13 protein-coding genes are annotated in these 12,924 nt (G+C 73.0%); 3 read left to right on the top strand and 10 right to left on the bottom strand.

Going from position 1 to position 12,924, the window contains the following annotated elements; all coding sequences use genetic code 11:
- Window positions 1-27: 27 nt before the first annotated feature.
- The gene (locus I5Q34_RS23075; RefSeq protein ID WP_199894199.1) at window positions 28-801 is read right to left on the bottom strand and encodes a helix-turn-helix domain-containing protein; all 774 of its coding nucleotides are present in this window, start codon (window positions 799-801) and stop codon (window positions 28-30) included.
- Between the two features lie 228 nt (window positions 802-1,029).
- Between I5Q34_RS23075 and I5Q34_RS23070 the strand changes: the two genes are divergently transcribed.
- Window positions 1,030-2,559, top strand: a complete 1,530-nt coding sequence (locus I5Q34_RS23070) for an FAD-binding oxidoreductase (protein WP_234429201.1) — start codon at window positions 1,030-1,032, stop codon at window positions 2,557-2,559.
- 91 nt (window positions 2,560-2,650) lie between these two features.
- On the opposite strand, the gene I5Q34_RS23065 is transcribed toward I5Q34_RS23070, so the two are convergent.
- The 5 genes from I5Q34_RS23065 to I5Q34_RS23045 all read right to left on the bottom strand — a co-directional run bounded on the left by I5Q34_RS23065 (window position 2,651) and on the right by I5Q34_RS23045 (window position 7,088).
- Complete coding sequence (locus I5Q34_RS23065) at window positions 2,651-3,901, bottom strand: aldolase/citrate lyase family protein (protein ID WP_199894197.1); 1,251 nt, start codon at window positions 3,899-3,901, stop codon at window positions 2,651-2,653.
- A 121-nt stretch (window positions 3,902-4,022) separates the two neighbouring features.
- Window positions 4,023-4,985 carry an electron transfer flavoprotein subunit alpha/FixB family protein gene (locus I5Q34_RS23060; RefSeq protein WP_199894196.1) on the bottom strand — a complete coding sequence of 321 codons (963 nt, stop codon included), beginning with the start codon at window positions 4,983-4,985 and terminating at the stop codon, window positions 4,023-4,025.
- Window positions 4,986-5,037: 52 nt separating this feature from the next.
- Complete coding sequence (locus tag I5Q34_RS23055; protein WP_199894195.1) at window positions 5,038-5,823, bottom strand: electron transfer flavoprotein subunit beta/FixA family protein; 786 nt, start codon at window positions 5,821-5,823, stop codon at window positions 5,038-5,040.
- Window positions 5,824-6,021: 198 nt separating this feature from the next.
- Complete coding sequence (locus tag I5Q34_RS23050) at window positions 6,022-6,546, bottom strand: flavin reductase family protein (RefSeq protein ID WP_199894194.1); 525 nt, start codon at window positions 6,544-6,546, stop codon at window positions 6,022-6,024.
- A 209-nt stretch (window positions 6,547-6,755) separates the two neighbouring features.
- A complete protein-coding gene (locus I5Q34_RS23045) occupies window positions 6,756-7,088 on the bottom strand; it encodes a thioredoxin family protein (RefSeq protein WP_277965403.1) in 333 nt (110 codons plus the stop codon).
- 250 nt (window positions 7,089-7,338) lie between these two features.
- Here I5Q34_RS23045 and I5Q34_RS23040 point away from each other — a divergent pair, with 250 nt between their 5' ends.
- Complete coding sequence (locus I5Q34_RS23040; protein WP_199894192.1) at window positions 7,339-8,061, top strand: 1-acyl-sn-glycerol-3-phosphate acyltransferase; 723 nt, start codon at window positions 7,339-7,341, stop codon at window positions 8,059-8,061.
- Between the two features lie 183 nt (window positions 8,062-8,244).
- On the opposite strand, the gene I5Q34_RS23035 is transcribed toward I5Q34_RS23040, so the two are convergent.
- The 4 genes from I5Q34_RS23035 to I5Q34_RS23020 all read right to left on the bottom strand — a co-directional run bounded on the left by I5Q34_RS23035 (window position 8,245) and on the right by I5Q34_RS23020 (window position 12,267).
- On the bottom strand, window positions 8,245-9,330 hold the full coding sequence (locus I5Q34_RS23035) for a low specificity L-threonine aldolase (protein ID WP_199894191.1): 1,086 nt from the start codon (window positions 9,328-9,330) through the stop codon (window positions 8,245-8,247).
- Entirely contained in the window at window positions 9,309-10,070 is a 762-nt protein-coding gene (locus I5Q34_RS23030; RefSeq protein ID WP_199894190.1) for an SDR family NAD(P)-dependent oxidoreductase, read from the bottom strand. Before I5Q34_RS23030 ends, I5Q34_RS23035 begins: the two co-directional genes overlap by 22 nt.
- A gap of 26 nt (window positions 10,071-10,096) precedes the next feature.
- A complete protein-coding gene (locus I5Q34_RS23025) occupies window positions 10,097-11,506 on the bottom strand; it encodes a DUF6421 family protein (protein WP_199894189.1) in 1,410 nt (469 codons plus the stop codon).
- Between the two features lie 191 nt (window positions 11,507-11,697).
- Window positions 11,698-12,267 carry a GNAT family N-acetyltransferase gene (locus tag I5Q34_RS23020; protein ID WP_199894188.1) on the bottom strand — a complete coding sequence of 190 codons (570 nt, stop codon included), beginning with the start codon at window positions 12,265-12,267 and terminating at the stop codon, window positions 11,698-11,700.
- A 113-nt stretch (window positions 12,268-12,380) separates the two neighbouring features.
- On the opposite strand from I5Q34_RS23020, the gene I5Q34_RS23015 reads away from it, so the two are divergent.
- A complete protein-coding gene (locus tag I5Q34_RS23015; protein ID WP_199894187.1) occupies window positions 12,381-12,773 on the top strand; it encodes a VOC family protein in 393 nt (130 codons plus the stop codon).
- Window positions 12,774-12,924 lie beyond the last annotated feature (151 nt).

Raw genomic sequence — 12,924 nt, 5'->3', positions numbered from 1 at the left:
TGGCGCGGATCGTCCGAGGCCGGCCGCTCAGGGCCGGTCGCCGTGCGACCGGGTCCCGTGACCCGCGCCGTGCGCACCCGGCGTGTGCCCGAACGCCCGCCGGAAGACGTCGATGAACGCGCTGCTGGACGCCCACCCGCACCGGTGGGCGACGGCCGTGACCGGCATCCCGTCGGCCAGCAGCCGCAGCGCGTGGTGCAGCCGCACCTGCGTGCGCCACTGCGGGAAGCTCATCCCGAACTCGGCCTTGAAGAGCCGGCTCAGGGTGCGGTCGCTCACACCCGCCTCGGCCCCGAGCCGCGCCAGGCCCCGCCGGTCGGCCGGGTTCTCCCTGAGCAGCGCGCACACCGCCGCCAGCCGGGGATCCCTGGCCGCGGGCACGTGGAGCGGCCGCTCGGCGGAGTGCCGCAGCCGGTCCAGCAGCACGGCCCGCAGCCGGCGGCGTTCGGCCGTGCCGTCCTCGGGCTCCTCGGTGTACGCGATGACCAGCTCGCGCAGCAGTGGCCCGACGTCGATGACCGCGGGCCGGTCCAGCCCCAACGGGTTGTCGTGGACCGGCAGTCCGACGAGGCGGACGTCGGTCTCCCCGTAGGCGCGGTGCTCGTGGACCGTCCCGGCGGGCACCCAGATCGCCCGGGTGGCCGGGGCGACCCAGCTCCCCGCGTCGGTGCTCACGGAGAGCACGCCGCGCGCGGCGTAGACGATCTGGTTCTCGTCGTGCCAGTGGGCGTCGATGCCGCCGCCGGAGGGGAGCGCGCGTGTGCCGGTCATGGCGCGCGGCGTGTGGCGGACGATCGGCATCGTCCGTCAACCTACCTGAACCGGAATGCGGGAAGGCGGTCGAGCCCCCGGGGACCGAACCGGCACACCCGCCTCCGAGAACCGGGTTGCGCGGAAATCCCGTACGCGCCGGTAGCACGTTCCGCCGGCGCCGCCACCCGTTCCTTCCCCGCGCCGGCCGGGTATTGACCTGCCACCCTCTCCCCCGCGGGAGCGGGCGATCCCCCATCACACCAGGGATGGTGCACCATGCGACCCACGCCGGCCCCGTCCGGCCCCGCGTGCACGCCACCGGGGCCGGCCAAGGTGACCAGGGACGACCCGCGCTACGCATCGCTGAGGAGTCGCGGAGTCCTGAGGTTCCGGGGCACGCCCGAGCACTTCTGGGTGGCCAGGACGACCGACCATGTGGTGCGGGCCGTCCAGGAGGGCGTCCGGAAGGGCAAGCGCATGGCGGTCCGCTCCGGCGGACACTGCTACGAAGGCTTCGTCGACGATCCTTCCGTGCAGGTGGTCATCGATCTGTCCTGCATGACGACGGTCTCCTACGACCCCCGGCTCCGCGCCTTCGCCGTCGAAGCCGGGGCCACGCTCGGCCAGTTGTACCGCGATCTGTTCCTGCGGTGGGGAGTCACCGTCCCCGCCGGCTGGTGCCCCGACATCGGCGCGGGCGGTCACGTCGTCGGCGGCGGCTACGGGCCCCTGTGCCGTTGGGCCGGGCTGAGCGTGGACCATCTCCACGCGGTGGAAGTCGTGTTCGTCGACCGGAACGGCACGGCCCGGCGCGTCGTCGCCACCCGGGAGCCGACCGACCGGCACCACGACCTGTGGTGGGCCCACACCGGCGGCGGAGGCGGGAACTTCGGCGTGGCCACCCGCTACTGGTTCCGTTCACCGGACGCCACGGGCGACGACCCGGGCCGGCTCCTGCCCACGCCGCCCGCCTCGGTGCTGAACTTCCACGCCGACTGGGACTGGCGGGGAATGGACGAGGCGGCCTTCGCGCGCCTGGTGCGCAACCAGGGCCTGTGGAGCGAGGAGCACAGTTCCCCCGGCTCCCCCTTCTCCCGGCTCGACAGCGAACTCCACCTGCTGCGGATTCTCGCGGGCAGGAGCGTCATGGACGGCCGGATCTCGGTCGGCGACGCGACCGCGCAGCGGATGCTCGACGACTACGTCACCGCCATCAACCAGGGCGTCGGCGCCCCCTTCACCGTCCGGCAGGAGCGGCTGCCGTGGCTGACCGCCACGCTGCGCGGCCCGGCGATCGACGAGAACCCGTACCGGCTGAAGCCCAAGTCGGGCTACCTGCGCGGGCGGCTCACCGACCGGCAGATCGCGGCCGCGTACCACCACCTCACACGGTCCGACTCCCCGGTCGTCGGAGGAGCGCTCGGCCTCTACACCTACGGCGGAAGGATCAACGCCGTCGCCCCGGACGCGACCGCCACCGCGCAACGCGACTCCGTCCTCAAGGCCGTTCACGTGGCCGCCTGGTCGGATCCCGCGGAGGAGGCCGCGCACCTGGCCTGGGTCCGCGCCTTCTACCGGGACTTCTACGCCGAGACCGGCGGCGTTCCCGTACCGGGCGCGGGCAACTGCGACGGCTCGTACATCAACTACCCCGACGCCGATCTGGCGGACCCCGAGTGGAACAGCTCGGGAACCCCCTGGAGCACCCTCTACTACAAGGACAACTACGCCCGGCTCCGGGCGGTGAAGGCCCGCTGGGACCCGCGGAACGTCTTCACCCACGCGCTGGGGGTGGAACCGGCGTAGGCGCGCGGCGGCGCGAAGTACGTCCCGGGCGCCCCTCCGGAGCGAAAGCTTCCGCTCCGCGGCGCACCGGGCGGCCGGACGAACGGCGGTCTCACCGCCCCGCCAGTCCCTCCAACTCCCCCCGTCCCAGCCCCGTCAGGCGGGCCGCCTCCTCCGCGTCCACCGCGCCGCAGTCCACCGCGCGCAGCACGTACCCGGCCAGCGCCCGTGCCGTGGCCGGCTCGTCCAGCACCCGGCCCTGCTCGCCGCCGGTGTACGCGACCAGCCGTTCCGCGGCCGCCGGCAGTCCCTCGCGGTAGAACGCGTACACCGCGGCGTAGCGGCTCACCAGATGCCCCGGGTGCATGTCCCAGCCCTGGTAGTAGGCCCGGGCCAGCGATCGCCGTACCAGATCGTGGTGCAGGCGCCAGGCGGCGTGGACCTGTTCGCGCGGGCCCACCGGCAGGACGTTGGTGGAGCCGTCGGAGAGCCGGACGCCCGTGCCCGCGACGGCGACCTGCATCACCGCCTTCGCGTGGTCCGCCGCCGGGTGGTCCGGCGACTGGTGCGCGGGGGCGATGCCGCAGGCCGCGCTGTAGTCGAACGTGCCGTAGTGCAGGGCCGATACGCGTCCCTCGCCCGCGTCGAGGAGGCGGGCGACGGTCGCCCGGCCGTCGGGGCCCAGGACGGCCTGGGTGGTCTCGATCTGGACCTCGAAGCGGATGCGGCCGGGCTCCAGAGCGTGGGCCCTCTCGAACTCCCCGGCCAGGCGGGCCATCGCGGCGGCCTGTTCGGCGTGGGTGACCTTGGGGAGGGTGAGGACGAGCCCGTCGGGCAGGCCGCCCGCCGCCGCGATCAGCGTGGTGAGGAAGAGGTCGAGGGTGCGGATGCCGCGGTCGCGGACGGCGGCCTCCATGGACTTGGCGCGGATGCCCGCGAAGGGGGCGCCCGTCCCGGCGGCCACCGACTCCGCGGCGCGGACCGCCGCCTCGTCCTCCTCGGCGTCGGAGCGGCGGCCGTAGCCGTCCTCGAAGTCGATGCGCAGGTCCTCGACCGGTTCGGCGGCGAGTTTGGCCCGTACGCGGTCGTGGACGGGACCGGCCAGTTCGGCGGGGAGGCCGAGGGCGGCGGCCAACGCGCCTGCCGAAGGGGCGTGTTCGTCGAGCGCGGCGAGGGCGCGATCGCCCCAGGAGCGGACCAGGCCGGGCGGGACCGCGTCCGCGGGGACGTAGACCGTGTGCACCGGCTGGCGCGTGCCCGCGTCGCCCGGGTAGCGGCGGGCCAGCTCGGCGTCGACGGCCGCGAGGGACGCGCCGAGACGAGCCGTCAGGCCGGGACCGAACGTCGTGGGATGCCGCGTCATCGCCCACCACCCCTTCCTCAACAGTTCGTTGAAGTTACACCCGGGTCCGGGGCATGCGGAAGAGGCTCCCGCGCGCCGCCGCGCGCGGGAGCCCCGTCGTCCGTCGGTCCCGTCGGGAGCCTCAGCCCTTGCGGGACTTGATCTCGTCGGTCAGCTGCGGGACGACCTCGAAGAGGTCGCCGACCACGCCGTAGTCCACGAGCTCGAAGATCGGCGCTTCCTCGTCCTTGTTGATGGCGACGATGGTCTTCGAGGTCTGCATGCCGGCCCGGTGCTGGATGGCGCCGGAGATGCCCGCGGCGATGTACAGCTGCGGGGAGACCGACTTGCCGGTCTGGCCGACCTGGTTGGTGTGCGGGTACCAGCCGGCGTCCACGGCGGCGCGGGAGGCGCCGACGGCACCGCCGAGGGAGTCGGCGAGGGCCTCGATCAGCGGGAAGTTCTCGGCGCCGTTGACGCCGCGGCCGCCGGAGACCACGATCGCGGCCTCGGTCAGCTCGGGGCGGCCGGTGGACTCGCGCGGGGTGCGGGAGACGACCTTGGTGCCGGTGGCCTGCGCGCCGAAGGTGACGGCGAGCTGCTCGACCGCGCCGGCGGCCGGGGCGGCCTCGGGGGCGGCGGAGTTGGGCTTGACGGTGATGACCGGGGTGCCCTTGGTGACGCGGGACTTGGTGGTGTACGAGGCCGCGAAGACGGACTGCGTGGCCACCGGGCCCTCGTCGCCGGCCTCCAGGTCGACGGCGTCGGTGATGATGCCGGAGCCGACGCGGACGGCGAGGCGGGCGGCGATCTCCTTGCCCTCGGCGTTCGAGGGCAGGAGGACGGCGGCCGGGGAGACGGCCTCGTACGCGGCCTGGAGCGCGTCCACCTTGGGCGCGACGAGGTAGTCGGCGAACTCGGGCGCGTCGGCGGCGAGGACCTTGACTGCGCCGTACTCGCCGAGCGTCTTCGCGGCCGCGTCGGCACCGGCGCCGAGGTGGACCGCGACGGGCTCGCCGATGCGGCGGGCGAGGGTGAGCAGTTCGAGGGTGGGCTTGCGGACGGCACCGTCCACGTGGTCTACGTAGACGAGGACTTCAGCCATGGCGTTGCTCCTGCGGAAAGTGTGCGGGCGGTTGAGGAGGACGGGCTCGGAGTCAGATGAACTTCTGGCCCGCCAGGAACTCGGCCAGCTGCTTGCCGCCCTGGCCCTCGTCCTTGACGATCTTGCCGGCCGTGCGGGCCGGACGCTCCGCGGCCTCCTCGACCTTGGTCCAGGCGTTGTCGAGGCCCACCTCGTCCGCCTCGATGCCGAGGTCGGACAGGTCCAGGGTCTCCACCGGCTTCTTCTTGGCGGCCATGATGCCCTTGAAGGACGGGTAACGGGCCTCGCCGGACTGGTCGGTGACGGACACGACGGCCGGGAGGGACGCCTCCAGCCGCTCGCTGGCGGCGTCGCCGTCGCGGCGGCCGGTCACCTTGCCGCCCTCGACCTTGACCTCCGAGAGCAGGGTGACCTGCGGGACGCCCAGACGCTCGGCCAGCATCGCCGGGACGACGCCCATGCCGCCGTCGGTGGAGGCCATGCCGGAGACGACCAGGTCGTAGCCGACGTGCTCGAGGGCCTTGGCCAGCACCAGGGAGGTGCCGAGCGCGTCGGTGCCGTGCAGGTCGTCGTCCTCGACGTGGACGGCCTTGTCGGCGCCCATCGACAGGGCCTTGCGGAGGGCGTCGGTGGCGTCCTCGGGGCCGACGGTCAGGACCGTCACCTCGGCGTCGTCCGCCTCCTCCTTGATCTGCAGCGCCTGCTCGACCGCGTACTCGTCGAGCTCCGAGAGCAGGCCGTCCACGTCGTCGCGGTCGACGGTCAGGTCTTCGGCGAAGTGCCGGTCGCCGGTGGCGTCGGGCACGTACTTCACGGTGACAACGATCCTCAAGCTCACGCCGGCTCTCCTACTGCATCGTCATTTCGTAGCTGCCTTGACAGGCAGCATAGGCGCCTTCGGGGGGCGGATCCCGGTCTTCGGGCGGTGCCCCCGACCGGAATGTTACTCGTCAGTACATCGACCGCGTTACCCGAACGCAAGGCCGCTGAACTGTGATTTGTCCAACGCGCGGCCATCGGGTGCGGCGGGGACGGATCAGTCGCGCAACGCGTTGAAGCGCCCCTGGTGGTAGAGAAGCGGACGGCCCGCTTCCGCGGTGTCACCGGCGTCACCGGCCACCGCCTCGGCGAGGACGACCCGGTGGTCGCCCGCGGGCACCCGGGCCACCACCCGGCACACCAGCCACCCGAGCACCCCCTCCAGCAGGGGCACCCCTTCGGGGCCGGTGGTCCAGCGGGTGGGCGGGGCGAAGCGGTCGGTGCCGCTGCGGGCGAAGGTGGCGGCCAACTCCCGCTGTTCCTCCGCGAGTATGTGGACGCCGACGTGCACGGCCTCGGCGAGCACCGGCCAGCTGGACGAGCCCGTGCCGATGCCGAAGGAGACGATCGGGGGCTCGGCGGCGACGGAGGTGAGGGAGGTGGCGGTGAAGCCGGCGGGCCGGCCGCCCCGCTCCGCCGTGATCACCGCGACGCCGGCGGCGTGCCGGCGGAAGACCGAGCGCAGCAGCTCGGGACCCGCGACGAGGGTGTGTGTGGTGCCGAGTTCGGGCGAGGCCGGCATGGAACGGTCCTTCTCCTGTGGGGAAGCCGGGGATCCGGGCGGGGCGGACGCGGTCGCTCAGGGACTCGGACAGCGCCGGGCCACGGCCGTCGACTCGGCCGCGGGTGCGCGTCCCCGCGTGGGGCTTCCAGGCGTTCCAGGCCACATGGCGCCACCTTGGCGACCGGCGGGGAAGGGCGTCAAGGCCCGGGGCGCGGATGGGAGACGGATCACGAGGACACGGCCTCGCCGAGGGCCGCGATGACGTGCACCCGGCGCGGCTCCCCCACCGCCCGGCGCACGACGCGCCCTGCGGCGTCGAGGACGAGCACGGTCGGGGTCGCGGCCACGTCCAGGCGCCGGACGAGATCGAGGTGCGCCTCCGCGTCGATCTCGACGTGCGCGACGCCGTCGACCATCGCGGCGACGTCGGCGAGGACACGTCTCGTCGCCCGGCAGGGCTGGCAGAAGGCGCTGGAGAACTGGACGAGCGTGGCCCGCTCCCCCAGCTCCGTGCCGATCTCCGCGCCGCTCAGCCGCGCCGCCGTACCGTGGTCCCGCACGCCGTTCCCTCTTCCGCCTTCCGCCGCCTTCACCGCCCAGCATCCCCCGGCCCCGCTCCGCCATGGACGCCCGTACCGGACAAAACGGTCCACGTGACGAGGATCTCCCATCGGAGACCCGCCTGCGACTGGCCCGCGGGCCGGACATTCGGGCACGATCTGCCGGAAGCCGCCACCCTACGGCCGCGTAGCTTCAGCGGTAACTTCAGCGGGAGCACTCTCCCCAGGCCCCCCGAAGGATGTTTCCGACATGGCAGAACTCGTCTACCCCCCGGTGATCGGTGCCGTCCGCACCCTGTTCAAGGCGGCAGACCTGCGCATCGACGTCCAGGGGGCCGAGCACGTCCCACCACGCGGCGGGGCGGTGCTGGTGAGCAACCACATCGGATACCTCGACTTCCTCTTCTGCGGGCTCGCGGCACGGCCGTCGAAGCGGCTGGTCCGCTTCATGGCCAAGGAGTCCGTCTTCCGGCACAAGGTCTCCGGTCCGCTGATGCGGGCGATGAAGCACATCCCCGTGGACCGGTCGGCGGGCACGGGCGCCTACAACCACGCGCTCAACGCGCTGCGTTCGGGCGAAATCATCGGAGTGTTCCCCGAGGCGACGATCTCCCCCTCGTTCACGCTGAAGACCTTCAAGTCCGGCGCGGCGCGGCTGGCACAGGAGGCCGGGGTGCCGCTGCTGCCGATGGCACTGTGGGGCACGCAGCGCCTGTGGACGAAGGGCCGGAAGCGGGACCTGGGCCGCAACCACATCCCGGTGGCGGTACGGGTCGGCGCACCGGTACCCGCCGGCCCGGAGGAGTCACCGGAAAAGATCACCGAACGCCTCCGCACCCGCGTCCAGGAACTCCTGGAGTCGGCCCAGCGCACCTACCCCATGCGCCCGAAGGGCCCGGACGACACGTGGTGGATCCCGGCCCACCTGGGCGGAACGGCGCCGACGCCGGAGGAGCTGGTGACGCGGGCGTAGTGAGGGGTGGGGGGGTTGCCCCGGACCCTCCCCCAGAGGGGGCACCCCCACTTTCACCGTTTCTTCCGGGCTCTGCCCCGGACCCCGAAGCGCCCTTCGGGCGCTGTCCTCAAACGCCGGACGGGCTGAATTTCAGCCCGTCCGGCGTTTGAGGACAACCGCGCAAAGCGCGGTTTCAGGCGGCTACACCCGCGCCATCTCCTCCTTCAGCAGGGCCACGAAGCCGTCCACGTCCCCCTCCGTCGTGTCGAAGGCGCACATCCAGCGGACATCCCCCGCCGCCTCGTCCCAGAAGTAGAAGCGGTACCGCTTCTGCAGGCGCTCCGAGACATCGTGCGGCAGCCGTGCGAAGACCGCGTTGGACTCGACCGGGTGCAGCACCTCCACACCCGGAACGCCCCGCACGCCCTCCGCCAGCCGCGCGGCCATCGCGTTCGCGTGCGCGGCGCTGCGCAGCCACAGGTCCCCGGTCAGCAGGGCCTCGAACTGCACGGAGACGAAGCGCATCTTCGACGCCAGTTGCATCGACATCTTGCGCAGGTGCTTCATCGCCCGGACCCCGTCGGGGTCGAGGACGACGACGCACTCGCCGAACAGCAGCCCGTTCTTCGTGCCGCCCAGGGACAGCAGGTCCACCCCGGCGTCGGTCGTGAAGGCGCGCAGCGGGAGCCCCAGCGTGGCCGCCGCGTTGGCCAGTCGCGAGCCGTCGAGGTGGACCTTCATGCCCCGCTCGTGGGCGTGGTCGCAGATCTCGCGGATCTCGTCGGGGGTGTAGCAGGTGCCCAGTTCGGTGGTCTGGGCGAGCGAGACGACCTGCGGCTGGGCGCGGTGCTCGTCCTCCCAGCCCCATGCCTGGCGGTCGATCAGCTCGGGGGTGAGCTTGCCGTGCGGCGTGGGGACGGTGAGCAGCTTGAGGCCGCCGACGCGCTCGGGGGCGCCGCACTCGTCGACGTGGATGTGGGCGCTCTCCGCGCAGACGACGGCGCCCCACCGCTCGGTGACGGCCTGGAGCGCGACGACGTTGGCGCCGGTGCCGTTGAAGACCGGGTAGGCCTCCGCGGTGGGCCCGAAGTGGCCGCGGATCACCTCCTGGAGGTGCCCGGTGTAGACGTCCTCGCCGTAGGCGATCTGGTGGCCCCCGTTGGCGAGCGCGAGCGCCGCGAGGACCTCCGGGTGCGCGCCGGCGTAGTTGTCGCTGGCGAAGCCGCGGGAGTTCGGGTCGTGCCGACGTATCGCGTCGGTCGTGCTCACGGTTGAGGAGTCAGCCACTGACGGGTTCCGTTCACTTCCTGGGCGGGCCTGTCCCAGACGCCGACGATGGCCTGGGCCAGGTCCTTGACGTCCGTGAAGCCCGCGAACTTCGCGTTCGGGCGCTCGGCGCGCATCGCGTCGTGCACCAGTGCCTTGATGATCAGGACGGTGGCGGCGGCCTGGGGCCCGGCCTCGCCGCCGGCCTTGCGGAAGGCGTCGCCCAGGGCCAGGGTCCACGCCTCCGCGGCGGCCTTCGCGGCCGCGTACGCCGCGTTGCCCGCGGTGGGCTTGCTGGCGCCGGCCGCGCTCACCAGCACGAAACGGCCGTTGCCGCTGCGGGCCAGCGGGCCCTCGAAGGCCAGCGAGGTGTGCTGCACGGTGCGGATCAGCAGCTTCTCCAGGAGCTCCCAGTCCGCCAGGTCGGTCTCGGCGAAGGTCGCCGAGCCGCGCCAGCCGCCCACCAGGTGGACGAGGCCGTCGATCCGGCCGAACTCCTTCTCCGTGCGGTCGGCCCAGGCGCGCGTGGCGTCCGGGTCGAGCAGATCCACGGTGTCGCCCGTGACCGTGGCGCCGCCGTGGGCGTAGCGGGCCGCGTCCACCGCCTCGGCGAGGCGGGCCGCGTCCGCGTCGGCGGCGACGACCGTCGCGCCCGCCTCGGCCAGCCGCAGCAGCGCGGCGCGGCCGGCCGGACCGGCCGCCCCCGCCACGGCCACGACGCGGCCTTCCAGCGGACCGTTGCCGTTGGTCGCATTGCTCATGGTCGTCGCCTCCTCGTTCCCCTTGCTCACGCCGCCGCCTTCGCGGCGCTCCGTGCGGTGATGCCCTTGGTCGAGGCGATCACGGTGCGCAGCTTCTTGGCAAGGGCCTCGAAGAACATGCTGAGCGGGAACTCGTCCGGAAGCACGTCGTCCACGAGCTTGCGCGGCGGCAGGCTGAGGTCGAGGGCCTCGGCGCCCTTGGCCCACACGGAGCCGGGGTGCGGGGCCAGGTACGTCGAGACGAGCTCGTAGGCGGCGAACCAGTGGACGAGCTTGGGGCGGTCGATGCCGTCCCGGTAGAGCTTCTCGATCTCGCCGCACAGCTGGTTGGTGACCTGCGGGGCGCGGTCCCAGTCGATGTGCAGGGTGTTGTCCGTCCAGCGTACGACGTCGTGCTTGTGCAGGTAGGCGAAGAGGAGCTGGCCGCCGAGGCCGTCGTAGTTGCGCACCCGGTCGCCGGTGACCGGGAAGCGGAACATCCGGTCGAAGAGCACGGCGTACTGCACGTCGCGGCCCTGGGCGTAGCCGTCGGCCTCCAGCTTCACGGCCTCCTTGAAGGCGGTGAGGTCGCAGCGCAGCTCCTCCAGGCCGTACATCCAGAATGGCTGCCGCTGCTTGATCATGAAGGGGTCGAAGGGCAGGTCGCCGTGGCTGTGGGTGCGGTCGTGGACCATGTCCCACAGGACGAACGCCTGCTGGCAGCGCTCCTGGTCGCCGAGCATGCCGGCGATGTCGGCGGGCAGCTCCAGGCCCAGGACGTCCACGGCCGCCTCGGTGACGCGGCGGAAGCGGGCGGCCTCGCGGTCGCAGAAGATGGCGCCCCAGGTGAAGCGCTCGGGGGCCTGGCGGACGGCGACGGTCTCGGGGAAGAGGACCGCGGAGTTGGTGTCGTACCCGGCGGTGAAGTCCTCGAAGGTGATGCCGAGGAAGAGCGGGTTGTCGAAGCGGGTGCGCTCCAGCTCCGAGAGCCACTCGGGCCACACCACGCGCAGCACGACCGCCTCGAGGTTGCGGTCGGGGTTGCCGTTCTGGGTGTACATGGGGAAGACGACCAGGTGCTGGCGGCCGTCGGTGCGGTGGGCGGCGGGCTGGAAGGCCAGCAGCGAGTCGAGGAAGTCCGGCACGCCGAAGCCGGCGTCCGCCCAGGCCCGCAGGTCCGAGACGAGCGCGGCGTGGTAGTCGGCGTCGTGCGGGAGGAGCGGCGAGAGGCGCTCGACGGCGGCGGCGACCCGCTCGGCCTCGGCGCGGACCGTCTCCGTCGGCGGCGCGCCCTCGGCCCCGAGGTCGATCGACCCGTCGGCGGACTGCCAGGGCCGGATGGTCTCCACGGCGTCCTTGAGCTCTGCCCAGGCGGGGTGCCCGGTGACGCTCTCCGTCGCCGTCTCGGACGACGATTCGGCGGTGGCTATCGCCCCCGGCGCAAGAATTTCCGTCATGACTACCCCTCCTCGGGAGAACCTGGCGTTAAGACACCGTATCCATGCGAGGTTCTCCTCCTCAAGAGGTGCTGCTGCAAATTATCCTGCGGACCCGGGGGTCCGGCCGCGGTTTTTCCTGTCGGCCGCTGACGGATTCTCGCGTCGGCCGCCGACGGACGACAGCCGGGCCGGGCAGCCCCCGGGGACCCTCAGCCGAGGCCCTTGACCAGCAGCTCGAACTCCAGGTCGTCGCGGCGCGGTATGCCGAAGCGCTCGTCGCCGTAGGGGAACGCGCTCATCCGCCCGGTCCGCCGGTAGCCGCGCCGCTCGTACCAGGCGATCAGCTCCTCCCTCTGCCGGATGACCGTCATGTGCATCTCCCGTACGCCCCACTCGGCCCGCGCGACGCGCTCCGCCTCGGCGAGCACCGCCCGGCCCAGGCCGCCGCCCTGCCGCTGCGGGCGGACGGCGAACATCCCGAAGTAGGCGTGCTCGCCGCGGTGCTCGATGTGGCAGCAGGCCAGGACCTCGCCGCCGTCCTCGGCCAGCAGCACCCGGCTGGCGCCGTCGCCCACCACGGCCCGGACCCCGTCCTCGTCCGTGCGCTGGCCGTCCAGCAGGTCCGCCTCGGTGGTCCAGCCGGTGCGGCTGGCCTCTCCCCGGTAGGCCGACTCGATCAGGGGGACGAGCGCGGGGGCGTCGTCCCCGGCGGCGAAGCGGAACGTCGGCGCGGAGGGCGTTCCGGGGCGTGCGGTCTCCGTGGCTTCCTTGGCTTCCATGCTGGTCCGGGAGTCCTTTCTCGTCGTGCGGGGCCTCGTCGTGCGTGGGCCGTTTCCGGCCGGTCCGAGCCTAACCGCAGCGTCCGGCGGCCCTGCTGCGTACAGTCGGCGGCATGGTGCACGTACTGAGCAGCAGGGTGCTGTTGCGGCCCACCGATCCGGAGCGGTCGCGGGCGTTCTACGGCGGGGCACTGGGGCTCGCGGTATACCGGGAGTTCGGGACGGGGCCGGACCGTGGCACCGTCTACTTCCTCGGCGGCGGGTTCCTGGAGCTCTCCGGCCGGTCCGCGGCGCCGCCCGCCCCGGGGCTCGAACTGTGGCTCCAGGTGGCGGACGCCGCGGCGGCGCACGAGGAGTTCCTGCGCCGCGGCGTGGAGGTGCTGGAGTCTCCGGAGCGCCGGCCGTGGGGGCTGGTGGAGATGTGGATCGCCGATCCGGACGGGGTGCGCATCGCCGTGGTGGAGGTGCCGGAGGACCATCCGCTGCGGCACCGGCCCGGAGTCTGATCCTCCAACTGCCCTGTTCGACACGGGCGTTTGCGAGGGCGCACGGGCGCGCGACCTCGTCCGCACCGTGCGCCCGTGCGCTGCCGTGCGACCCGCGCGGGGTGGGCATGCTCCTCCGGGGAGGACGTACGCCGGGGGGAGGTGTGCCGTG

It is taken from the genome of Streptomyces sp. AV19 (assembly GCF_015999245.1).
Lineage (GTDB): Bacteria > Actinomycetota > Actinomycetes > Streptomycetales > Streptomycetaceae > Streptomyces.
The sequence above is the reverse complement of the archived record's forward strand: the minus strand, read 5'-3'. Positions and strand labels throughout refer to the sequence as shown.